At 73.5% G+C, this 21474-nt stretch carries 14 protein-coding genes; 8 read left to right on the top strand and 6 right to left on the bottom strand.

Features of this window, described 5'->3' with window-relative positions; translation table 11 throughout:
- Window positions 1-4: 4 nt before the first annotated feature.
- Window positions 5-1462 carry an LCP family protein gene (locus AB0J69_RS16120; RefSeq protein WP_364117500.1) on the bottom strand — a complete coding sequence of 486 codons (1458 nt, stop codon included), beginning with the start codon at window positions 1460-1462 and terminating at the stop codon, window positions 5-7.
- A gap of 191 nt (window positions 1463-1653) precedes the next feature.
- Here AB0J69_RS16120 and AB0J69_RS16125 point away from each other — a divergent pair, with 191 nt between their 5' ends.
- Both AB0J69_RS16125 and AB0J69_RS16130 read left to right on the top strand, forming a co-directional pair.
- Window positions 1654-2526 carry an enoyl-CoA hydratase-related protein gene (locus tag AB0J69_RS16125; RefSeq protein WP_364117502.1) on the top strand — a complete coding sequence of 291 codons (873 nt, stop codon included), beginning with the start codon at window positions 1654-1656 and terminating at the stop codon, window positions 2524-2526.
- 1 nt (window position 2527) lies between these two features.
- Window positions 2528-3457 (top strand): alpha/beta hydrolase, encoded by a 930-nt coding sequence (locus AB0J69_RS16130; protein WP_364117504.1) that lies wholly within the window; start codon window positions 2528-2530, stop codon window positions 3455-3457.
- Here the strand turns inward: AB0J69_RS16130 and AB0J69_RS16135 are convergent.
- Window positions 3430-4923: a prolyl oligopeptidase family serine peptidase gene (locus AB0J69_RS16135; protein WP_364117506.1), complete on the bottom strand. Its 1494-nt coding sequence runs from the start codon at window positions 4921-4923 to the stop codon at window positions 3430-3432. The genes AB0J69_RS16130 and AB0J69_RS16135 overlap by 28 nt on opposite strands.
- A 107-nt stretch (window positions 4924-5030) precedes the next feature.
- Here AB0J69_RS16135 and AB0J69_RS16140 point away from each other — a divergent pair, with 107 nt between their 5' ends.
- Genes AB0J69_RS16140 through AB0J69_RS16150 form a run of 3 tightly spaced genes read left to right on the top strand, consistent with a single transcriptional unit; the run spans window position 5031 to window position 10918 of the window.
- On the top strand, window positions 5031-6140 hold the full coding sequence (locus AB0J69_RS16140) for an exonuclease SbcCD subunit D (protein WP_364117508.1): 1110 nt from the start codon (window positions 5031-5033) through the stop codon (window positions 6138-6140).
- A complete protein-coding gene (locus tag AB0J69_RS16145; RefSeq protein ID WP_364117510.1) occupies window positions 6141-9980 on the top strand; it encodes an AAA family ATPase in 3840 nt (1279 codons plus the stop codon).
- A 53-nt stretch (window positions 9981-10033) separates the two neighbouring features.
- Window positions 10034-10918 carry an NAD(P)-dependent oxidoreductase gene (locus AB0J69_RS16150; protein ID WP_364117512.1) on the top strand — a complete coding sequence of 295 codons (885 nt, stop codon included), beginning with the start codon at window positions 10034-10036 and terminating at the stop codon, window positions 10916-10918.
- Window positions 10919-10921: 3 nt separating this feature from the next.
- On the opposite strand, the gene AB0J69_RS16155 is transcribed toward AB0J69_RS16150, so the two are convergent.
- Window positions 10922-11557: a dihydrofolate reductase family protein gene (locus AB0J69_RS16155; protein ID WP_364117513.1), complete on the bottom strand. Its 636-nt coding sequence runs from the start codon at window positions 11555-11557 to the stop codon at window positions 10922-10924.
- Between the two features lie 26 nt (window positions 11558-11583).
- The gene (locus AB0J69_RS16160) at window positions 11584-12216 is read right to left on the bottom strand and encodes an HAD family hydrolase (protein WP_364117515.1); all 633 of its coding nucleotides are present in this window, start codon (window positions 12214-12216) and stop codon (window positions 11584-11586) included.
- Between the two features lie 96 nt (window positions 12217-12312).
- On the opposite strand from AB0J69_RS16160, the gene AB0J69_RS16165 reads away from it, so the two are divergent.
- Entirely contained in the window at window positions 12313-13599 is a 1287-nt protein-coding gene (locus tag AB0J69_RS16165; protein WP_364117517.1) for an MFS transporter, read from the top strand.
- Between the two features lie 123 nt (window positions 13600-13722).
- Window positions 13723-15081, top strand: a complete 1359-nt coding sequence (locus AB0J69_RS16170) for an FAD-dependent oxidoreductase (protein ID WP_364117518.1) — start codon at window positions 13723-13725, stop codon at window positions 15079-15081.
- A gap of 3 nt (window positions 15082-15084) precedes the next feature.
- Here AB0J69_RS16170 and AB0J69_RS16175 read toward each other — a convergent pair whose 3' ends face one another.
- A complete protein-coding gene (locus AB0J69_RS16175; protein ID WP_364117520.1) occupies window positions 15085-16302 on the bottom strand; it encodes a hypothetical protein in 1218 nt (405 codons plus the stop codon).
- Between the two features lie 70 nt (window positions 16303-16372).
- Between AB0J69_RS16175 and AB0J69_RS16180 the strand changes: the two genes are divergently transcribed.
- Window positions 16373-18085: a citrate/2-methylcitrate synthase gene (locus AB0J69_RS16180; RefSeq protein ID WP_364117521.1), complete on the top strand. Its 1713-nt coding sequence runs from the start codon at window positions 16373-16375 to the stop codon at window positions 18083-18085.
- Between the two features lie 131 nt (window positions 18086-18216).
- Here the strand turns inward: AB0J69_RS16180 and AB0J69_RS16185 are convergent, their stop codons facing one another.
- On the bottom strand, window positions 18217-21468 hold the full coding sequence (locus tag AB0J69_RS16185; protein ID WP_364117523.1) for a chromosome partitioning protein ParA: 3252 nt from the start codon (window positions 21466-21468) through the stop codon (window positions 18217-18219).
- Window positions 21469-21474 lie beyond the last annotated feature (6 nt).

The raw sequence follows: 21474 nt of genomic DNA on the forward strand, positions 1-21474 counted from the left end.
GCTGCTAGCCCTTGGCCGACGAGGAGCCGCAGCCCTCCGTGAGCCCCTTCGTCGGGTCGTCCTCGCCGGGCTCCTTCTCCTGCTTCTTCGCGGTCCTCCGCGGTGAGGGAGAGACCGACGGCGAGGACGAGGGGCTGGCCGAGGCGGCGACGGGCGCCTTGGTACGGGCCGAGTCGCGCACCGCCTTCTCCGCGATGTCCCGGATCTTGTCCCAGTCGGGATAGCCGGTGTTGATCACCGGCGGCACGAACTGCACGCTCGACACCTCGGCGTTCTTGACCTTGAGCGCCAGCGGCACGAGGTGCTTGAGCATCGGCCGCGGGATGTCGGTCCTGATCAGCTCCTTGGTGGCCAGCGCGATCTGGTTGAACCTGGTCAGCACCGTCGCCGGGTCCGCCTGGGTGAGGATGGCGCCGAGCACGCACCGCTGGCGGCGCATGCGGGTGTAGTCGTCGCTGTAGGTGCGCGAGCGGGCGTACCACATGGCGTCGGCGCCCTTGAGCTTGCGCGTGCCGGCCTTGACCAGGCCCTCGTTGTACTTGCCGAACACGACGTCCTGCTCGACGGTGATCGTGACGCCGCCGATGGCGTCGATGAGGCGGGCGAAGCCCCACATGTTGACCAGGGCGTACCAGTCGACCTTGAGGCCGAGCGTGTAGCCGATCGTGTCCATCAGCACCTTGGGGCCCTGGTGCTGCTTGCCGCCGAAGATCTCCGGGTGCGCGTCTGAGTACTCCCAGACGCTGTTGAGCAGGTCGCTGCTGCCGCCGTTGGCGTCCTTGGGCAGGTCGAAGCCGTTGGGGAAGCGCCGTGCCATCGGCGTGCCGGGCCGGAAGCGGACGTCCTCCAGGTTGCGCGGCAGGCTGAACAGCACGGTGTTGCCGGTCTTCACGTCGACGCTGGCCAGGTTCATGCTGTCGGTACGCACGCCGATCCGGTTGTCGTCGGCGTCGCCGCCCAGCAGCAGGATGTTGACCCGCTCCCGCCCCGCCCAGGGGTCCTCGGGCTTGGGCTCGGGCGCCGGGCTCTCCCCCTCGTTCTCGGGCGTCTGGAAGATGTCGTTGAGGGCCTGCCGCGACGCGGAGGCGGTCTGCGCGGCCCACCCGAACGGCACCACCACCACGACGGCGAGCAGCCCCGCCATGGTGCCGGTGAGGATCTGCCCCGACTGCGGCAGCCGGCCGGGCCGCAGCACGACGAACGAGTGCACGATCAGCCCGAACCAGAGCAGCCCCAGCACGATGGTGCCGACCATGATGGAGGTGAGCCAGGAGTCCTGGGTCGCCGAGCCGGCCAGGGCGCCGATGTCGTTCATCAGGACGAACGCGAGCAGGCCCAGCAGCGCGGCGGCGTAGCAGGAGATGAGGACGAGGCCGGTCCTGCGCCAGCCGGCGCGCAAATGAGCGGCCCCAGGCACGAGTGCCGCCAGCACCAGCCACCCGAGGACCGCTCCGGCGCCCATCGGTTCCTTACCCTGCCGCACGCCTTCCCCGTTTCCCCGCGAATTCCACCATAGGCGCAAACTCCGCAACCTGCGGTGAACCGCATGGGTGCGGTCGCCTCAGGCCGCCATAGAGGCGGCAGCCTACGCATCAGATACGAAATATGTCTTTATCAGAGGGTGAACATCAGTAACCGAATAAGATTCGGGGCATGGCCTTCTCTGAGATCGAGTACGGGGTGACCGATCGCATCGCCACCGTCACATTGAAGCGTCCGGAACGGCTCAACGCCTTCACCTTTACGATGCGTGGAGAGTTGATCGAGGCGTTCGACCTGGCCGACGCCGACGACGACGTACGCGCGGTGGTGGTCACCGGGGCCGGCCGCGCGTTCTGCGCCGGGGCCGACCTGGGCGGCGGCGGGGGCACGTTCGGGCACCGGGGCGGGCCGGGCGGCGAGGGCGAGACCGTGGACGGCGCGCCGCGCGACGGCGGCGGCACGGTCGCGCTCAGGATCGCCCGCTCGCTGAAGCCCGTCATCGGCGCGATCAACGGCCCCGCCGTGGGCGTCGGGGTGACGATGACCCTGCCCATGGACGTCCGGCTGGCCTCCGAGACGGCCAAGTTCGGGTTCGTGTTCGCCCGGCGCGGCATCGTCGCCGAGGCCGCCTCCAGCTGGTTCCTGCCCAGGATCGTGGGCATCGCCCAGGCCATGGAGTGGACCACGACCGGCCGTGTCTTCCCCGCCTCCGAGGCGCTCGAAGGGCGGCTGGTCTCGCGCGTCCACCCGGCGGAGGAGCTGCTGCCGGCCGCGTACGCGCTGGCCCGCGAGATCGCCGACAACACCTCGGCCGTCTCGGTGGCCGCCATCCGCCGGCTGATGTGGTCGGGCCTGTCGGCGTCCTCGCCCTGGGAGGCGCACGCGGCCGACTCCCGGCTCATGGCCGAGCTGGGCGGGGCGCCCGACTCGATCGAGGGAGTGACGGCGTTCCTGGAGAAGCGGCCGGCCGACTTCCCGATGAAGGTCGGCAAGGACCTGCCGCCCGGTGTGCCGTCGTGGCCGGACGATCCCTATGGTGTCTGACATGTACGAGATCACCGTGCTGCCGATGCCCGACGACTTCGAGGGCGAGGTCGTGGCCACGCTGGTGTCCAGGAGAGCCGCGGCCCCTTCCCGCAGGGCGGTGCTCTACCTGCACGGATTCACCGACTACTTCTTCCAGGACCACCTGGCCGAGCACTACGTCCAGCGCGGCATCGACTTCTACGCCCTCGACCTGCGCAAATACGGCCGCTCGCTGCTCCCGCACCAGACCAGGGGCCTGATCAGGAGCATCACCGACTACTTCCCCGAGATCGACGAGGCCGTCCGCGTCATCCGCGCCGACCACGACGAGCTGACGATCAACGCCCACTCGACCGGCGGGCTGATCGCGCCCCTGTGGGCCGACCGGGTCCGGGGGCGGGGCCTGGTGCAGGGGCTCGTGCTGAACAGCCCGTTCTTCGACCTCAACGTGTCCACGCCGCTGCGGCTGGCCGCCGACCTGCTCAGGACGCCGCTGTCGTACACGCGCCGGGTGCTCCCGCTCGGCGTCAGCACCGTCTACGGGCAGACGCTGCACCGCAGCGAGCAGGGCGAGTGGGACTACGACCTGGAGCTCAAGCCGCTGGGCGGCTTCTCGGTGCACGCCATGTGGCTGGCCGCCATCCGGCGGGCGCAGCGGCGGCTGCACGCGGGCCTGTCGGTGGACGTGCCGGTCCTCGTCCTCGCCTCCGCCAGCGGGCTGCAGGTGAGCGACTTCGTGCCGGAGGCGCGCTCGGCCGACGTCGTGCTCGACCCCCGCCAGATCGCCCGCTGGTCCACCGCGCTCGGGCCCCACGTGACCTGCGTACGCATCCCGGACGGCCTGCACGACCTGGTGCTGTCGGCCGAGCCCGCGCGCAAGCAGGTGTTCGCCGAGATCGACCGCTGGATGAGCACCTATGTCTACCAGGGGAACGAGAACAGCCCGTAGTAGGCCGCCGCCACCAGCAGCAGCCCGTTGCCGCCGAGCACGCCCGCGACCGCCACGTGCTGCCACCGGCTCGGCTGCATGCCCTCGCGCAGCGCCGACACGAACGCCGCCACCGCCGTGACCTCCTGGATCAGCATCAGCACCGCCAGCACGCGCACGACCAGCCAGCCGGCCAGCACGGCGGGCCAGGCCCCGGCCTGGTTGACCGAGAACAGCACCAGCACCGTGATGAACGCCACCACCGAGGCCAGCAGGCCCAGGCCGGTCCACGCCATCCGGCTCAGCCGGCGCCTGATCGGCGGCCACAGCCTGGCGTTGGTCTCGACGGGGGTCTGCTTGCGGTGGCGCAGGCGTACGACCATGGCCGCGACCGGGCCGGCCACGTAGCCGACGGCGGCCAGGCAGATCGTCAGCCCCAGCATGGTGCCGCCGGCGTACCAGGGGGCGGCGGGCACGTCGCTGGCCTCGAACCGCTGGACGGGGGTGGCGCCCGCCATGTGCACCGTGGGCCGGGCCGTGTCCGGCAGTCCCTTGATCCAGTTGGCCAGGGTCTCCAGGTAGCCCTTGGTGAAGGGACCGCCGTGGACCCGCATGGCGTGGTCGCCGTCGGCCATGAAGCGGATCGTGTAGTTGTCGTTGCCCGCCTTGCCGAGCGCCGTGATGAGCGCCTTGGTGGACTCGACGAAGGGGATCGAGGGGTCGGTGGTGCCGTAGAACGCCAGGACCGGCTGCTTGACCTGGCTTAAGGCGGGCATCGCGTCGTAGCGCAGGAAGTGGAAGCCGACCCCGCCCATCGCCCTGGTCAGCAGGTCACGGGCGCCGATCGGGGCCCGCAGCCGCAGGAGCTGCTCGTTCAGCGCCCAGGCGACCTGGCGCAGCGGGGAGACGTTCGGGGACGACACCAGCACCATGAAGCCCACGGCCGAGCTCTTGGCCGCCGCGATCGGCACCACCCAGCCGCCCTCGGACACGCCCCACAGGCCGACGCGCGTGGGGTCGACCTCCGGACGCGTACGCAGGTATTCCACCATCCGCAGCGCGTCGTCGGCGAGCAGCCCGAAGTCCCGCTCGCGGAAGTTGTAGCCGATCGTGCGCTTGTCGAACGCGATCGTCACCACGCCCGCCTTGGCCAGGAACTCCGCCTGCGGCGTGAACTCCGTACGGGAGCCGTTGCCCGACCCCGACACGAACACCATCGCCGGATGCCGCCCGGGCGTGAGGGGCGCCCGGAGCGTGCCTTCCAGGCGCTGGCCCTCTCCCTGGAGGGAGATCTCCTCGCGGCGGATCGGATCGACGGCCACCACCGGCTTCAGCTCGCCCGCCGGCTGCGCCGGGATGGCCTGGAAGGCTGGATCGGCCTTGAGCGGCGGCGGGTCGAACGCGGGTGGCAGGACGTAACCGACCGACGCGAGAGCCACCAGCACCAGACCGGCGGCCACGCTCAAGGTGCCACGGCCAGTGCGCATTGGCCTCCCCATGTGCGTTGGTTTGCCCGCTGATCTTCCAGCGTACTCCCGGCGCGTGGGACAGGAGAGACCGTATTTGTCGGTGAGAGCTGTTAGCTTGCTGCGACATGCGGATCCTGCACACCTCCGACTGGCATCTGGGGCGCTCCTTCCATCGCGAGAGCCTGCTCGCGGCGCAGGCGGTGTTCGTCGACCACCTGGTGGAGACGGTGCGGGCCGAGCGGGTCGACGTGGTGGCGGTGGCCGGCGACGTCTACGACCGGGCGCTGCCCCCGGTGGACGCGGTGGCCCTGCTCGACGAGGCGCTCGGGCGGCTGCGCGCGGCCGGGGCCCGGGTGGTGCTGATCAGCGGCAACCACGACTCGGCGCTGCGGCTGCGGTTCGGCTCGGCGCTGTTCGAGGCCGCCGGGGTGCACGTGCGCACCGCGCCGGACCAGTCCTGGGAGCCGGTGCTGGTCGACGACGTGGCCTTCTACGGCATCCCCTACCTGGAGCCGGAGCTGGTGCGGGCCGCCTGGGAGCTGCCCGACCGCGGCCACACCGCCGCGATCACGCACGCGATGACGCGCATCAGGGCCGACGCGGCCCGCCACCGCGCCTCCGTGGTGCTGTCCCACTGCTTCGTGACGGGCGGGCAGGCCAGCGACAGCGAGCGCGACATCAGCGTGGGCGGGGTGGCCCACGTGCCGCTGACGGCCTTCGACGGGGTCGACTACGTCGCGCTCGGGCACCTGCACGGTCGGCAGCGCATGTCGGAGACCGTGCGCTACTCGGGCTCGCCGCTGGCCTACTCCTTCTCCGAGGTGGGCCACGTCAAGGGCTCGTGGCTGGTCACGCTGGGGGAGGAGGCCGACTTCGTGCCCGCCCCCGTGCCCCGCCCGGTCGGCCGGCTGCGCGGAGACCTGGACGACCTCCTGGCCGACCCCGCATACACCCGCTACGAGGACCACTGGCTCCAGGTGATCCTGACCGACGCCGTCCGCCCCAAGTCCGCCATGGACCGGCTGCGTGCCCGCTTCCCCCACACCCTCGCTCTCTCCTTCGACCCGGTCGGCGCCACCCCCGCCGCCCAGCCCGTGCCCGTCAGCGGGCGGCCGGAGGCGGAGGTCGCCCTCGATTTCGTCCGGGAGGTGCGCGGCGAGCCTGCCGCACCTGAGGAGGAAGACCTGCTAAGACAGGCCATCGAGGCATCGAGGGTGAAGGAGACGATGGCGTAGATGCGGCCGCACCGGCTTTCGCTGACGGCGTTCGGGTCGTTCCCGGGCACCGAGACGGTCGACTTCGACGCCCTGGCCGAGGCGGGCCTCTTCCTCGTCCACGGCCCCACCGGGGCCGGCAAGACCACGATCCTCGACGCGCTGTGCTTCGCGCTCTACGGCCAGGTGCCCGGGCAGCGCAACAGCGCCCGCAGCCTGCGCTGCGACCACGCCCCGCCCTCGGCCGGGCCGTCGGTCACGCTTGAGGTGACGATCCGCGGCCGTTTACTGCGCATCCAGCGTTCCCCGGCCTGGCAGCGGCCGAAGCTGCGGGGGTCGGGGTTCACGGAGGAGAAGTCCAAGGTCGTCCTGTCGGAGTGGCGGGGCGCTGACTGGCACGGGCTGACCACCCGCCTCGACGAGGCCGGCGACCTGGTGGGCGGGCTGCTCGGCATGAACGCCGCCCAGTTCTGCCAGGTGGCGATGCTGCCGCAGGGTGACTTCGCCAAGTTCCTGCGCGCCGACGGCGACGAGCGGTCGAAGGTGCTGGAGCGGCTGTTCACGGTCAAGATCTTCACCCAGGCCGAGTCGTGGCTGGCCGAGCACCGCAAGCTGGCCTGGCGGGAGGCGCAGGAGCTGCGGCAGCAGGTGGACTTCGCCATCAAGCGGGTGGAGGAGGCCGCGGGCGCCGACCTGCCCACCGCCCTCGCCCAGCCCACGGAGACTCCTTCCGACCCGCCCACGCCCCGGACACCGCCGGCCCTCTTCGACTGGCCAGCCTCAGGGGGCGGCGGTCCCGACCCGCGGGACGGCACCGCCGCCACACCGCAGCCGTCCGCCGGCCGGCAGGCCGCAATGACCTCGGATGGCGGCTCCGGCGCGCGGGACGGTGGCCGGGCCGGTGGGCCGGGGGGCGATGGGGGCGACGGAGACCCTGACGACGTGCCGACGCCTGACTCCGATCCGTTGCGGTGGGCGGGAGCGCTGCTCGACGCCGCGCGGGCCGTCGTGGGACGGATGGACGAGGAGCACGCCGCGGCCGGTCAGGCGGTGCGCGGGGCGCGGACGCGCTTCGAGGCCGCCGCCGCCCTGGCCGACCGTCAGCGCCGCCACGCCGAGGCGCTCACCCTGCGCCGGACCCTCGACGAGCGCTCCGACGAGCGCGCCGACCTGCAGGCCATCCTCGACGACGCGGCCAGGGCGGACCGCGTGGTCCCGCTCATCACGGCGGCCCGGCAGCGCGCGGAGGCCGCCACGAAGGCCCGCACCATGGCCGCCGACGCCCTCGCCCGAGCCCGCCCCCTGCTGACCGCCACCCGCACGACCCCGCAACGCCATGCGGGCACCCCCGCCACCGGCCCGACCACGAGCCCCGGCTTCCCTGCTGCGGGCCTCGGTGCGCCCACCACAGGCACCGGTTCGCCGACCGCGGGCATCGGTTCAGCGGTGGGGGGAGAGCCGTCCGTCGCGGAGCTCACGGTGTTGGAGCGGCAGCGGCAGGACGAGATCGCGCGCCTGTCGGAGCTGCTCACCGAGGAGGCCCGGCTGTCCGTCGTACGCCGTGACCTGCTCCGCGTCGAGGCCGAGCTGGCCGAGCTGGTCGGCGCCGACGAGGCCGTGGCCGCGCGGCTGGCCCAGCTGCCCGAGCTCATCGAGCGGGCCGAGGCCAGGCTCGCCGAGGCGCGGCTGGACGCCGCCAGGATCCCGGCCGCCCGCGCCGTACGCGACGCCGCCGCCCACCTGATCGAGATCGACGAGGAGCTGGCCCGGCTGGCGGTGGAGCTCGACGTGCTGGCACAGCGCGAGGCCGAGGTGGCCGCCGCCGAGGCCGAGCTGCCCGTACGCATCGCCGACGCCGGAGCCGCCCTGGCCGAGATACGCGCGCAGGCGGCGGCCGTCCCCGCGGCGGCCGCCGGTCTCGACGCCGCCCGGGCCGCCCTGGACGCCGCCCACCGCCGCGACGCCCTGGCCGCCGAGCTGGAGGCGGCCGTCGCCACCCACCAGGTGCTCGTCGACCAGGCACAGAGCCTGCGGGAGCGCTGGCTCGACCTGCGGCAGGCCCGCATCGACGGCATGGCGGCGGAGCTGGCCCGCGACCTGTCCGACGGGCAGCCGTGCGCGGTCTGCGGCTCCGAGCACCACCCCCACCCGGCCTCCCCGGCGCCGAGCGCCCCTTCCCCCGACGACGAGCACGAGGCCGAGACCGCCCACGAAGCCGCCCTCGCCGAGCGCGAGGCCGCCGAGCGGGCCCTCGCCTCGCTGGAGTCCCGGCACGCCGCCGCGGTCGAGACCGCCGGTGACCTCGACGTGGACACGGCCGGGGCGCGGGTGGAGCAGGCCGAGGAGGAGGTGGCCCGCCTCCGGGCGGTGGCCGACCGCGAGCCCGCCCTCACCGCCGCGCTCGAGCGCGTGGAGACCGAGCGGGAACGGGTCCGCGACCAGGCCAAGGAGCTCGCCGAAACCCTGGCCGCCCACCGCGCCCACCACCGCCACCTGCAGTCGGAGCGCGCCCGCGGCCACGCCCAGCTCGCCCGGGCGGGCGCGGGTGCGGACGAGGACGGCCGGTTCGCTGCCGAGGGCGCGAGTGGCGCCGAGGTGAGCGGGGCCGCGGTGCTGGCGGTGGCGGAGCGGGAGCTGCGGAGGCTGGAGGAGTCGGCGGGCAAGGAGCCGGCGCTGGCCCAGGAGGCGGCCGGGCTCAATCGGGAGCGGCAGGAGCTGGAGGAGAGCGGTCGCCGGGTGGCCGCGCGGCTGGCCGCGTGCCGCACCCGGCACGAGGAGCTGAGCGGGGACGCCGGGCGGCTCACCGCGCGGCTCGACGCGGCGCGCGGCGGCGACGACACGCTGACCGCCCGCCTGTCCAGGCTCAACGACGAGGCCGAGCTGCTGCGCGAGGCGCTGGAGGCCACGCAGGCGGCGGTGGCGGCCCGGGACGAGCTGGCCAGGGCCAGGGCGGTGGCCGAGGAGGCGGCGGCCGAGGCGGGGTTCGGGGACGTGCGGGAGGCGGAGGCCGCCTACCGGAGCGTGGCCGAGCGGGAGGCCAAGGCGGAGCTGCTGCGCAGGCTGGACGACGAGCATGCCGCCGTCAGCGGCGTGCTGGCCGATCCCGAGCTGGTCGCCGCCGCCGCGCAGCCCGCGCCGGACCTGGCGGCGGTCCAGGCCGAGCGGGACGCGCTGGAGGAGACGTACACGCGGTTGTCGAGCGCCCGCGACCGGGCGGCGGCCAGGGCACGGCGGCTGGAGGAGCTGCACGCCGAGCTGTCGGCCCACATCGAGCGCTGGCGGCCGGCGGCCGACCGGCACCGGCTGGCCGAGCGGATGGCGGCGCTGGCCAGCGGCACCTCCAGCGACAACCAGTGGAGCATGAGCCTGTCGTCGTTCGTGCTGGGCGAGCGGCTTCGGCAGGTGGTGGACGCCGCGAACGAGCGGCTCGACCACATGTCGGCCGGCCGCTACCTGCTGCGGCACGACCTGCGGAAGACGGCGGGCTCCCGTGGGCGCGCGGGCGGCGGGCTGGGCCTGCGGGTGGCCGATGGCTGGACCGGCGTCGACCGCGACCCGGCGACCCTGTCCGGTGGCGAGAGCTTCGTCACCTCCCTGGCCCTGGCGCTCGGGCTGGCCGACGTGGTCACGGCCGAGGCGGGCGGCGCGGAGCTGGGCACGCTGTTCGTGGACGAGGGGTTCGGCACGCTCGACGAGGACACGCTCGACAGCGTGCTGGACATCCTCGACGGGCTGCGGGACGGCGGGCGCGCCGTGGGCATCGTCAGCCACGTGGCCGAGCTGCGGTCGCGGATCACGGCGCAGCTCAAGGTCACCAAGACCCGTACGGGATCGACAGTGAACGCGGTGGGAGTCGGCTGAGCGGCTTGGCGTTACCCTGGACCGCGCCGAGATCTACTGAGGAGCTGGCCGAAATGCGCGTCGTCGTCACCGGAGCCCATGGCAAGGTCGGCAGGGCGGCCGTCAACGCCCTGGTCGAGGCGGGTCACGAGGTGACCGCCACGGACCTGACACGTCCGGTCTGGGAGCGGCACGACCCGGGCGCTCCCCGCTACGTGCAGGCCGACCTGACCGACGCGGGAGAGGCGTTCGCCGTGACGCACGGGGCCGAGGCGGTGGTGCACGCCGCGGCCATCCCCGACCCCACCGCCAACCCGCCGCAGGTGGTGTTCCAGAACAACCTGATGGCCACGTTCAACATGATCGAGGCCGCGGTGCGGTTCGGCGTCCCGCGGTTCGTGAACATCTCCAGCGAGACCGTGCCCGGGTTCTTCTTCCCCGAGCGGCCGTTTCTGCCCGACTACGCGCCGGTGGACGAGGAGCACCCGATCCGGCCGCAGGACCCGTACGCGCTGGCCAAGCACTTCGGCGAGCAACTCATGGACGCCGCGGTGCGCCGCTCCGACATCAGGTGCATCTCGCTGCGGCCGAGCTGGGTGCAGCATGAGGGCAACTACGAGCGCAACCTCGGCCCGCAGGTCCGCGACGCCGCCGAGATCGGGGCGGGGCTGTGGAGCTACATCGACGTGTACGACCTGGCGGACGCGATCGTGCTGGCCGCCGAGTCCGACCTGCCCGGCCACGAGGTGTTCTACATCGCCTCGCCGGACAACGCGGGCGGGCACGACTTCGCCGAGGCGTTGCGCCGATACCACGGCGACCGGATCGAGCTGCGGCCGCTGGCCCGCCCCGACGCCTCGGGCATCTCCTGCGCCAAGGCCCACCGCCTGCTGGGCTGGGCCCCGAAGCGGTCATGGCGCGACTACCTCGACGAGGACGGCCGCGCCCGCCGGCGGTGAGCGTCAGCGGCAGGGGTGGTAGCGCAGCCAGACCAGGCCGTCGGGCAGGCTCTGCGCGGCGACCATGGTGAGCGGCGCGGCGGCGGGGTGCTCGCCCCACCAGCGACGGGTGGCACCCTCGCCGGCCAGGAACGGGTGGACGAGCAGGCTGACCTCGTCCACCAGCCCGTCCGCCATGAGGGCGCCGATGAGCTCGCCGCCGCTGTCCACCCGTACGACGCCGATCCCGTCCTCGCGGCCGAGCGTGCGCAGCGCCCCGCCCAGATCGACGCGTTCGGCGCCCGTGACGAGCTCCCGCACCTGCCGGCCGGGCGGGCGCGGGGGAGTGTCGCGGCAGTGCAGGGCCACGACGCCGGACCAGTGGCCGGCCTCGCGCAGCGCGTCCCACGCGCTGACCCGGCCGCGGCCGTCCACGACGGCCAGCAGCGGTCCGTCCGCGGCCGGTCCGGGCCGCTCGGCCGTGGCCAGGGCCGGCTCCTGGGCGAGGATGGTGTCGGCCCCGGCCAGGGTGAGGTCTTCCTCCCAGGTCCGGGCGAGCTGGTAGAAGCTGGCGACATCCGGCTGGAATCCCGTGGTCGCTCCGTCCAGGGAAACAGCGACGTGCGCTACCACGTAGGGGCGTTCCGTACCTGAAGGCATGGCCTCACGCTACTCAACGCGGCCGATCAGTCGAGGGAGCCGATCAGGTCGGGCAGTGCGGCGGGGTGGTGGAAGAGCGTCGCGCCCAGGCCCGTCAGACGGGAGGCGGGGGTGAGGCCGCCGGCGAAGGCCAGGCAGCGCATGCCCGCGCTCACCGCCGCCGTCACCCCGAACGGGCTGTCCTCCACCACCACGCAGCGCTCCGGCTCGGCCCCCATCGTGGCCGCGGCGTGCAGGAACAGGTCGGGCGCGGGCTTGCCCCTGGCCACGTCCTCGGCGCTGAACACCCGCCCGGCGAACCGGTGAGCCAGCCCGGTCAGCTCCAGGCTGCGGCGGATCGAAGTGTGGCGGCCGTTGGAGGCCACGCAGAAGGGGATGTCGAGGGCGTCGAGCGCGTCCTCGATGCCCTCGATCGCGCACAGCTCGGCCTTGACGGCGGCCGCGTAGTCGAGATCGACCTGCTCGCGCCAGCCCGGCGGCGTCCGGCCGACCTGCTCCTCCCAGAATTCGGGAGTGCAGCCGACGAAGCGCTCGGCGTACTCGGCCTCGTCGATCGTCCAGCCCAGGCGCCGCAGCGCGGCCGTGCCCAGGCGTACGGAGATGGGCTCGCTGTCCACGAGCACCCCGTCACAGTCGAAGATCACCAGTTCGACGGCCAAATGATGTTCCCTCCGGGTATGTGAAACGTAACATTGCGCAGCTGGTAGCGTCTTCGTACCACTTCGCAAGACGCTAGTCCGCATAGTGAGACCCGCATGACGACTTCCCCCCAGACCGCGGCGCCGAGCCGGACGAGGATCGCGGCCGCCAGCCTCATCGGCACGGCGATCGAATTCTATGATTTCTACATCTACGGCACCGCGGCGGCCCTGGTGCTCAACACCGCGTTCTTCCCCGGCATGGACCCGGTGGCGGGCAGCCTGGCGTCGTTCTCGACGTTCGCCGTGGCGTTCATCTCCCGGCCGCTCGGCTCGGCCGTGTTCGGGCACTGGGGCGACCGGGTCGGCCGCAAGTCCATGCTGGTCGTGTCGCTGCTGGTGATGGGTCTGTCCACGGTCGCGATCGGGCTGCTGCCCGGCTACGCGGCGATCGGCGTGCTCGCGCCGGTGCTGCTCGTGCTGCTGCGCTTCACGCAGGGCATCGGCCTCGGCGGCGAGTGGGGCGGCGCGGCGCTGCTGGCCACGGAGCACGCGCCGCCGGGCAAGCACGGCCTGTACGCGATGTTCCCGCAGCTCGGCCCGTCGGCCGGGTTCATCGTGGCCAACGGCCTGTTCCTCATCCTCGGCGAGGTGCTGAGCGACGAGCAGTTCCAGGGATGGGGCTGGCGGCTGCCGTTCGTGGCGAGCCTGCTGCTGGTGATCGTCGGCCTGTACGTACGGCTGAAGATCTCCAAGACCCCCGTCTTCAAGGCGGCCATGGACCAGCACCGGATCGCCAAGGTGCCGTTCGCCGGGCTGATGCGGCACCAGTGGCGGCGCGTGCTGCTCGGCGCCGGCGCCATGACCGTCGCCTACACCCTCTTCTACACCGCCACCACCTACTGCCTGGCCTACGGCACCACGACGCTGGAGATCCCGCGGACCACGATGCTCGGCCTGACCATGGTCGGCGTGCTGTTCATGGCGGCGGGCACGGTGGTCTCCGCCATGGTGTCCGACCGGCTGGGTCGCCGCCGCACCCTGATCGCCGGAACGGCCGTGGCCATCGCGTGGGGGCTGGTGATGTTCCCGCTGATGGAGACGCGCTCGGTCGCCCTGGTCGGGCTCGCGCTGACGGGGGCGCTCGCGCTGATGGGGCTGATCTTCGGGCCGATGGGGGCGTACCTGCCGGAGCTGTTCAGGACCGAGTACCGCTACAGCGGCGCGTCCGTCGCCTACAGCCTCGGCGGCGTGCTCGGCGGCGCGGTGCCGCCGCTGGTGGCCACGAGCATGCAGGCGAGCGGGCACGGCGTGCTGGCGGTCGGCGGGTACGTCTCCGCGATGGCCTTGCTGAGCCTGCTCTGCCTGCTCGCCCTGCCGGAGACGGGCGACCGGACGTTGTGACCACGTCCGGCCCTTACCGGCGGACCTGTCGCGGAGCTCTTTATCGGCGGTTTCCCGGTAGATGTCACAAAACGCTGGCCCTGTTGTGTCCTTGTGGCGGAAAGCCCGAAAGGAGACAGGGCAATGAGGAAGCACATTCTGATCGTCGGTGGCGGATATGTCGGCATGTACGCCGCCAGGGGGCTGCGCAAGCTCATCCGTTCCGGTGAGGCGAGCGTCACTGTGGTGGACCCGCGCGGCTACATGACCTACCAGCCGTTCCTCGCCGAGGCGGTCGGCGGCTCGATCGAGCCGCGCCACGTGGCCGCCCCGCTCGGACAGGTGCTCAAGGGCGTGCGGGTGCTGACCGGGCGCGTCACGCGGGTGGACCACGGGGAGCGCACTGCCGAGTTCCAGCCGCCGCAGGGCCCGGCCAGGACGATCCCGTACGACATCGTCGTCATGGCGGCCGGCTCGATCACCCGCGCGCTGCCCATCCCGGGGCTGGCCGAGCACGCGGTCGGCTTCAAGACCATCGGCGAGGCCGTGCACCTGCGCAACCACGTGCTGGCCCAGCTCGCCGCGGCCGCCTCCACCGATGACGAGGGGGTGCGGCGCAGAGCGCTGACGTTCGTGGTGGTCGGGGGCGGGTTCGCCGGCGTCGAGGCGCTGGCCGAGATGCAGGGGCTGGCCGACGAGGCCCTGCGTTACCACGACGGGATCGAGCCCGGCGACCTGAGCTGGACCCTGGTCGAGGCCAACAACGGCATCCTGCCCGAGCTGCACGGGAACCTCGGCCGCTGGACCGTGGACGCGCTGTGCAAGCGCGGCGTGGACGTGCGGCTCGGCGCCCGGCTGACCTCGGCGGCCGGCGGGGCGGCGGTGCTCTCGGACGGGACCGAGCTCGACGCCGGCACCCTGGTGTGGGCGGCGGGCGGGCGGCCGAGCCCGCTCGCGGCGGCCAGCGGGCTGCCGGTGGACCGCATCGGGCGGATCACCGCGACCGAGTACCTGACGGTGGCGGGCGTCGCCGACGCGTTCGCGGCCGGTGACGGCGCCGCCGTGCCGGACCTGACCCGGCCGGGGGAGTTCACCGCGCCCAACGCCCAGCACGCGGTACGGCAGGGCAAGCTGCTGGGCCGCAACCTGGTCGCGTACGTGCGGGGCCAGCGGCTCAGGGCGTACCGGCACGCCTACCTCGGCTCGGTCGCCGGGCTCGGCCACCGCCAGGGGGTCGCCCAGGTGCACCGGATCAAGCTCACCGGCTTCCTCGGGTGGCTGGCGCACCGGGTGTACCACCTGGGCTGGGTGCCGACGGCGCGCAACAAGGCGGCGGTGCTGGCCGACTGGACGCTGGCCTCGCTCTTCCGGCGCGGGACCGTACGGCTGGAGGCGATCGAGCACGCGGACGAGGACTTCCGCCAGGCCCTGGCCGCCGAGCGGCCTGGCCCTCTGGGCGCCGGGCAGCCTGGCGGGGAGGTTCACCGGCCTCCCGCCGCGTGAGCGTCAGGCGTAACCGGGGAACATCAACGACAACTCACGCGGGTAGGCCGCGATCAGGCGCAGCTCGTCGTCCGTGAGCGGCCTGCCCGTCATCGCGTTGCAGAGCTGGACCAGCCGGAACGACAGCTCCTCATCGGCCACCTCGACCCCGAGGCCGTCCATGACGTGCCGGAACCCGGCCTTGCCGCCGTACTCGCCGGTCAGCACCACACGGCCCGGCCGCGCGTGCCAGTCCTCGGGGAACGGGCCCAGCGTCGCCTCGTCGTACAGCTCGTAGTTGCCGTGGTCCTTCAGCGCGCCGTCGGCGTGGATGCCCGACTCGTGCGCGAACGCGTTGCGCCCCACCCCGACCTGGTTGTACGGCAGCGGCTGCCCCAGCGCGTAACTCGCCCATAGTCCGAACCTGCGCGCCCACTCCAGGTTCAGCGCGTCCCCGATCTCGGCCCCGTCGAGCCCGAACCCGTGCCGGAACGCCAGGATCGTCGAAAGCAGGTCGGCGTTGCCGGAGCGCTCGCCGATGCCGTTCACGCAGGTGTTGATCCACGCGTCCTGCCCGGCGTCCAGGTCGCCGAGCGCGCCCGACACCGAGTTGGCCACGGCCATGCCCAGGTCGTTGTGGCAGTGGGTCTCGACCGGCATCGAGGTGCCCGCGGCCAGCTTGGCGAAGCGCTCGCGGATCCGGTCGGGCGTGTCGCCGCCGATCGTGTCGCAGTAACGTACGCGGTCGGCGCCCGCCTGCTTGGCCGCCAGCGCGAACTCCATCAGGAACCCGTCATCGGTACGCGAGCCGTCCTCGGCGTTCACCCCCACCGTCAGCGCCCCCGCGTCCTTGGCCACGCGGACCGCGGCGGTCATCTCCCTGATGATCGCGTCCCGGTCCAGGCGGCCCCGGAACTTGTTCTGGATCATGTAGTCGGACGTCGAGATGGACAGGTTGTAGTGCTTCAGGCCGAGCGGTGCCGCCTTCTCCACGTCCTGCGGCACGCCCCGGCACCACCCGGACAGCCTCAGCTCCCCGAACGCACCCGCCTCGCCCAGCGCGACCTGCGCCCTGACGTACGGGACCTCGTGGAAGAGGAAGGGGAAACCGATCTCGGACTGCGCCACCCCGAGCTTGGCCAGATAGAAGTTGACCATGGTCTTGCCGAACTTCGACAGCCCGGTGCGCGCGGTCTGCACGCCGTCCCGGTTGGTCACGTCGAGGAAATGGATTCTGGGCATGCCTCCACGTTGACATGCGCATTCAATGTGGATCAATATTGATTTTCGTCAACATGGAAGGCTTGGGTGCATGGTGGAGTGGATCGACGCGGCCACGGCGTCGGAGCGGCTCGGGGTGAAGCCCGCCACGCTCTACGCGTACGTGAGCCGGGGCGTGCTGAGCCGCCGGCACAGCGACGACGGGCGACGCAGCCTCTTCTCGGCCGAGGAGATCGAACAGCTGGCCCGCCGAGGCCGCCCGCGCAGCCAGCCGCCGGAGCTGGTCATCGAGTCGGCCCTGACGGCCCTGGGCGTGGACCGGCCGTACTACCGGGGCATCGACGCCCTCAGCCTGGCCCGTACGACCCCGTTCGAGATGGTGGCGGAATGGCTGTGGACAGGCGACCGCACCCTCTGGCACACCCCCCGCCCGTCACAGAGCGGCTCCCCACCCACCCACGACGGCGCACCACCGGTGCAGCCGCACGTCCGCGAGACCGCCCCGTCCAGTGGCCCGCCCGCCGGCGACGGCAGGCCGCCTGAGCAGTCGCGCACGCCCGGGGGCGACAGGCCGACCCTGCAGCCGGCCGTCGACGGCGCCGAGCCGTCCGTGAGGTCGGACGCCGGCGGCGGCGGTGGGCGGCCTGTGCGGTCAGGCACCCCCGAGGACCCGCAGCCGGGCGCCGACGACACCGAGCCGTCCGTGGGTTCGCGGGCCGGCAATGGCGGGCCACCGGCGGGGTCGCAGGGCAGCGCCGCCAGGCCGCCCTTGCAGCCGGGCACCCCCGGCGCCGACCGGCCATCCGTGCTGCCGGGCACTCCCGAGGGTGGGGGACCGTCGGTGCGGTCGGGCACCCCCGAAGGCGACGGGGGTGGGGGACCGTCGGTGCTGCCGGGCACCCCCGAAGGCGACGGGGCCGCGAGGGCGTGGGGTCCTGACGCGTGGCGGTGTGAGCCCGAGGAGGGGCTGCGGGCCGCCGTCGCCGCCCAGCGCGGCCTCCCCGCCGACCTTCTGCCCCTCGACCGTCTCCAGGTGATCACCACGGTCTTGGGCGCGTCCGACTCCCTGCGCTACCAGCTCGACCCCGCCTCGGTCGCCGCCACCGGCCGCCGCCTGATCGCGGGCCTGGTGGACGCGCTCCCCCTGGTCGGCGCCCCGCCGCAGGGCGGCTCGATCGCCGAACGCCTGTGGCCCCGCCTGTGCCCTCACCCCGCCACCCCGCCCCTGCTCGGAGCCCTGCGCGCCGCCCTGGTCCTGCTCGCCGACCACGAACTGGCCGCCTCGACCCTGGCCGCCAGGGTCGCCGCCTCCGCCAAGGCCGACCCGTACGCCGTGGTCCTGACCGGCCTCGGCGTGCTCGGCGGCCCGCTGCACGGCGGCGCCGCGTACGGCGCCGAACGCCTGCTGGCCGAGATCGCCGAGCCCGGCCAGGCCGCCCGCGCCGTCGCCGAGCGCGTACGGCGCGGCGAGCGCATCCCCGGCTTCGGCCACAGCGTCTACAAGAACGGCGACGGCCGCGGCGGCCTGCTGCTCGACCTGGTCAAGGAGGCCGCGCCCGGGCACGAGCGCATCGCCGCGGTGGACGCCGTGCTGGCCGAGATGCGCCGACGCCGCCTGCCCGACCGCAACATCGACTTCGCCCTCGCCGCCCTCGCCGCCGTCACCGGCATGGTGAGCGGCGCGGGCGAGGCGATCTTCGCGGTGGCCAGGGTGGCGGGATGGCTGGCACACGCGATGGAGGAGTACGAACGCGGCTCCCTCCTCCGCCTGCGCGCCTCCTACACGGGCCCGCCGATCGCCTGAACCCGCCTACACGGGCCCGCCGATCCCCTGAACCCGCCAACGCGGGCCCGTCGATCGCCTGTACCCGCCAACGCGGGCCCGCCGATCGCCTGAACCCGTCTCCCCAGCCGTCAACCACGCCCCCGGAGGCCTCATGTGAGGGCCGGTGCGGGCGGCGCACCGCGGTCGACGTACGCGGACAGTGCCCGCACCCGCTCGGCGTGCTGGTCGTGCCCGACGATCACCGGCGGTTCGTTGTACGGCATCGCGTCCGACGACCGCCGCAGCTTGATGTACTGCCCGCAGGCGTCGATCGCGTACGGCTCCATGTCGTCCTGCAGCGCCCCGATCACCGTGATCCCGTACGTCTCCCCGATCCGCCTGAACAGCGCCACCGCCTCCCTGCGGTGCTCCTTGCCCAGGTTGCGGCCCAGCTCGTCGAGCACCAGGCACAGGTGCCCGCCCCCGGACGAGGCGATGGCCGCCGCGCACACCAGTTTGACGGCCTTCTCGTCCATGAGCGCCGTGTTGGCCCGCCGGTTGTACGGCACGAACCCCTGCCCCTCGCCGCGCCGCCACTTCGGCGTCACCCGCCACTGCCAGCGCTGCTCGGGATCGGCGGGCGCGGGCGGCACCGGGAACTCCAGCGTCGCGCCGTAACCTCCGTACGACGTGTCGAGCTTGTCGAACTCCTCGGCCACCCGCGTGAGCCGCGCCTTGATCGCCGCCGTCAGCGCCGCCCGGTGCACGGCCGTCGACTGGGCCGCCTCCTCCGCGCCCCTGGCCGCCGCCGCCAGGTCGCGCTGCCGGGAGACGATCTGCGCCTCGATCTGCCGCCGCTGGTGCCGCTCGTACTCCTCCTGCCCCCGCAGGTACGACGCCAGCGACCCGCACACCGCCGCGAACGTCGCCTGCTCGCGCGCCGTGCTGCCCTCCCGCTCGCTCAGCAGGAAGCGCAGCTCCTCCGGGACCTCCGCCTCCTCCTCCGGGAACGTGTCGCGCAACGCCTGGTCGAGGTGGCGCTCGGCGATCCGCCACCACTCCTCGGCCGCGCGGGGCCGCTCCTCCTCGGGCAGCGCGGCGAGCCATTCGCGGGCGGTCTCGGTCGTGCCGCCCCAGTCGGCGGCCAGCGCGGCCAGCTTGAGCGCCTCCCGCTCCGCGCCGACCTTCGCCTCCTGCTCGCGCGCCTGGGCCCGCTCGGCCTCGTGCCGCTGCCGGCGGCCCTCCAGCCGCTCGATCTCCATGTCCCTGGTACGCGCCCGGAAGTCCAGCGAGCCCGCCTGCCGCTCGGCCTCGGCGACCTTCGGGGCCAGCTCCTCGATGGCCGCGTTCAGCTCGCCCAGCCTGGCCCGCCGCTCGCCGAGCTTCGCCTCCAGCTCGGCCAGCCGCACCCCGGCCCTGGCGCCCTCCAGCCGCCGCTGCGCCTCCGCGACGGCCTCCTCCCCATCGCGTACGGCCTGCGCGGCGCTCTCCTGAACGTCCTTGGCCCGGTTGAGCCGCTGCTCGGCGGCCTTGATCCGCGCCTCCCGCCCGGTCGCCACCCCGTCGAAGGCCCCGACGACGCTCACCCCGGCCGCGCTGACCAGCACGGACCCCGGCAGACCGGCCAGGGCGGAGGCGGCCGCGTCGAGCTGAGCGACATCCACGATCACCGCATGCTCGTTCGGCCACCCCCGCAACTCCCCGATCGCCACGGCCCCGGAACCGGCAACCCGCGCGCCGCCGTCAGCCGTGGCGGGTGCGGGTGCGGGTGCGGGTGCGGGTGCGGGTGCGGGTGCCTGCGCCTTGCCGTAGCGCGCCCTGAGCGCCTCACCCAGCGCCTGCCCGCCACCTTCGCCATCAGCGTCACCGCCGTCGGTGCGGAGGTGGGTGGGGGTGTGGGCGGAGTCGCGGGCCTGCTCGGCCACGTCGAGCGCGTCGAGCAGGCCGGTCGCGCCGATCCCCGCCGCCGCCAGCGCGTTGAGCTGTGCCGCCGCGGGCCCGCCCTCGGCGTCGTCCAGTGCCGCCTGCGCCGAGGAGACCTCCCGGTCGGCCACCCCGAGCGCCTTGAGCGCCTCGTTGAGCCGCAGGCGTATCTCGCCCAGCTCTCTCTCCGCCGTGGGCACGTCGCGCCCGTCCGCGAACCGGCGGGTCTCCTCCAGCGCCGGGATCAGCCCGCGCAGCTCGTCGGCGGAGTTCTCCGCCACGGCGCGGTCGGCGTCGAGCTTGGCCGCCCGCGCCTGCAGGGCCGTCAGCTCCTTGCGGGCCTGCGAGACCTGCCGGTCGAGGGTGTCCTCCCGCAGCGTGCCGATCTCCGCCTTGACCATGGCGATCGCCTCGGCGGCCGCCTCGCCGGCCGCGCGGTGCCGCTCGAGGTCGGCGGCCAGCGCCTCGTCCTTGCCCGCGGCGTCGGCCAGCTTGCGTGCCTGCCGCCCGCGCCAGCACCGCAGCGCGTCCGCCAGCCGAATCCGCGCCTGGTCCCGCCGGTCGAACGTGCTCAGCAGCGCCTTCGACTCCGCCTCGAACTCGGCCAGCCGGTCCGCCGCCTGCGCCGCGCGTACGCGCTTGGCGTGCTCGTCGCGCCGGGCCTCGCGCTCCTGCTCCAGCTCGGCGTCCAGGCCGGTGAGCGCGGCGATGGCCTCGAAGACGCGCTCGGGGGAGATCTCGTTGAGCGGCTGGGAGAGCAGGTTGGTGGCGACCTTGCTGCGTACGGACGTGGACAGGAACGACACGCACCTGACCCGGTCGCCGTAGAGCACCTTGGTCAGGTCGCGGGCCACGACGTCACGCCGCCCGGCCGACTTCGGCAGCGACGCCCAGATCTCGTCCGCCCGCGCCACTCGCTCGGCCTCGGACGGCGACGCCGCCAGATGCACCCCGTCCCGCCAGCGGATCTCGAGGTGCGGCGCCTCCTGGTTGACCTTCAGCCACACGGTCAGGGCCCCGCCGGAGGTGTCAGGCACCTCGAACAGCTCTCCCCCCGCCTCCGCGGCATCCCCGAGTACGAGCTCCGCGCCCGACCCCTCCCCGGACCCGCCTCCCGGTCCAGGGCCGCCGTCGACGGCCGCGCCGGCAGGCGGAGCGGGGGCGAAGCCGTCCATGCCGGGCGGGCCGAAGACGCCCACGATGTAACCGTGGTCGGCGCTCGCCCACTGCCGAGCCCCTGCACCGCTGGCCAGCTCGGCGTTGAACAGCAGCTCCGACACCGCCTTCGCGCCCGAGGCGAAGCGCCACTGCTCGTCACCGAGCAGCGCCGTGATCGAGGCGATGAACGACGACTTGCCCGCCCCGTTGGAGTCCTTGGGCCCCGCGCCCGCCACCACGATGAGCGTGCCGGGAACGGTGGGCACCGGATGGGTGGACAGCCGTGAGATGTTGACCACCTGCACGGCGATCAGCACCCGGTCCCCGACGACGTTCTCCACCTGCGA

Origin of the sequence: Nonomuraea sp. NPDC049709 (assembly GCF_040674815.1) — a bacterium.
Taxonomy (GTDB): domain Bacteria; phylum Actinomycetota; class Actinomycetes; order Streptosporangiales; family Streptosporangiaceae; genus Nonomuraea.

What these genes read in the sequence shown, in the direction of transcription:
- AB0J69_RS16120 (WP_364117500.1), bottom strand. Translation starts at nt 1,462, where the DNA reads ATGGGCGCCGGAGCGGTCCTCGGGTGGCTGGTGCTGGCGGCACTCGTG.
- AB0J69_RS16125 (WP_364117502.1), top strand. Translation starts at nt 1,654, where the DNA reads ATGGCCTTCTCTGAGATCGAGTACGGGGTGACCGATCGCATCGCCACC.
- AB0J69_RS16130 (WP_364117504.1), top strand. Translation starts at nt 2,528, where the DNA reads ATGTACGAGATCACCGTGCTGCCGATGCCCGACGACTTCGAGGGCGAG.
- AB0J69_RS16135 (WP_364117506.1), bottom strand. Translation starts at nt 4,923, where the DNA reads ATGCGCACTGGCCGTGGCACCTTGAGCGTGGCCGCCGGTCTGGTGCTG.
- AB0J69_RS16140 (WP_364117508.1), top strand. Translation starts at nt 5,031, where the DNA reads ATGCGGATCCTGCACACCTCCGACTGGCATCTGGGGCGCTCCTTCCAT.
- AB0J69_RS16145 (WP_364117510.1), top strand. Translation starts at nt 6,141, where the DNA reads ATGCGGCCGCACCGGCTTTCGCTGACGGCGTTCGGGTCGTTCCCGGGC.
- AB0J69_RS16150 (WP_364117512.1), top strand. Translation starts at nt 10,034, where the DNA reads ATGCGCGTCGTCGTCACCGGAGCCCATGGCAAGGTCGGCAGGGCGGCC.
- AB0J69_RS16155 (WP_364117513.1), bottom strand. Translation starts at nt 11,557, where the DNA reads ATGCCTTCAGGTACGGAACGCCCCTACGTGGTAGCGCACGTCGCTGTT.
- AB0J69_RS16165 (WP_364117517.1), top strand. Translation starts at nt 12,313, where the DNA reads ATGACGACTTCCCCCCAGACCGCGGCGCCGAGCCGGACGAGGATCGCG.
- AB0J69_RS16170 (WP_364117518.1), top strand. Translation starts at nt 13,723, where the DNA reads ATGAGGAAGCACATTCTGATCGTCGGTGGCGGATATGTCGGCATGTAC.
- AB0J69_RS16175 (WP_364117520.1), bottom strand. Translation starts at nt 16,302, where the DNA reads ATGCCCAGAATCCATTTCCTCGACGTGACCAACCGGGACGGCGTGCAG.
- AB0J69_RS16180 (WP_364117521.1), top strand. Translation starts at nt 16,373, where the DNA reads ATGGTGGAGTGGATCGACGCGGCCACGGCGTCGGAGCGGCTCGGGGTG.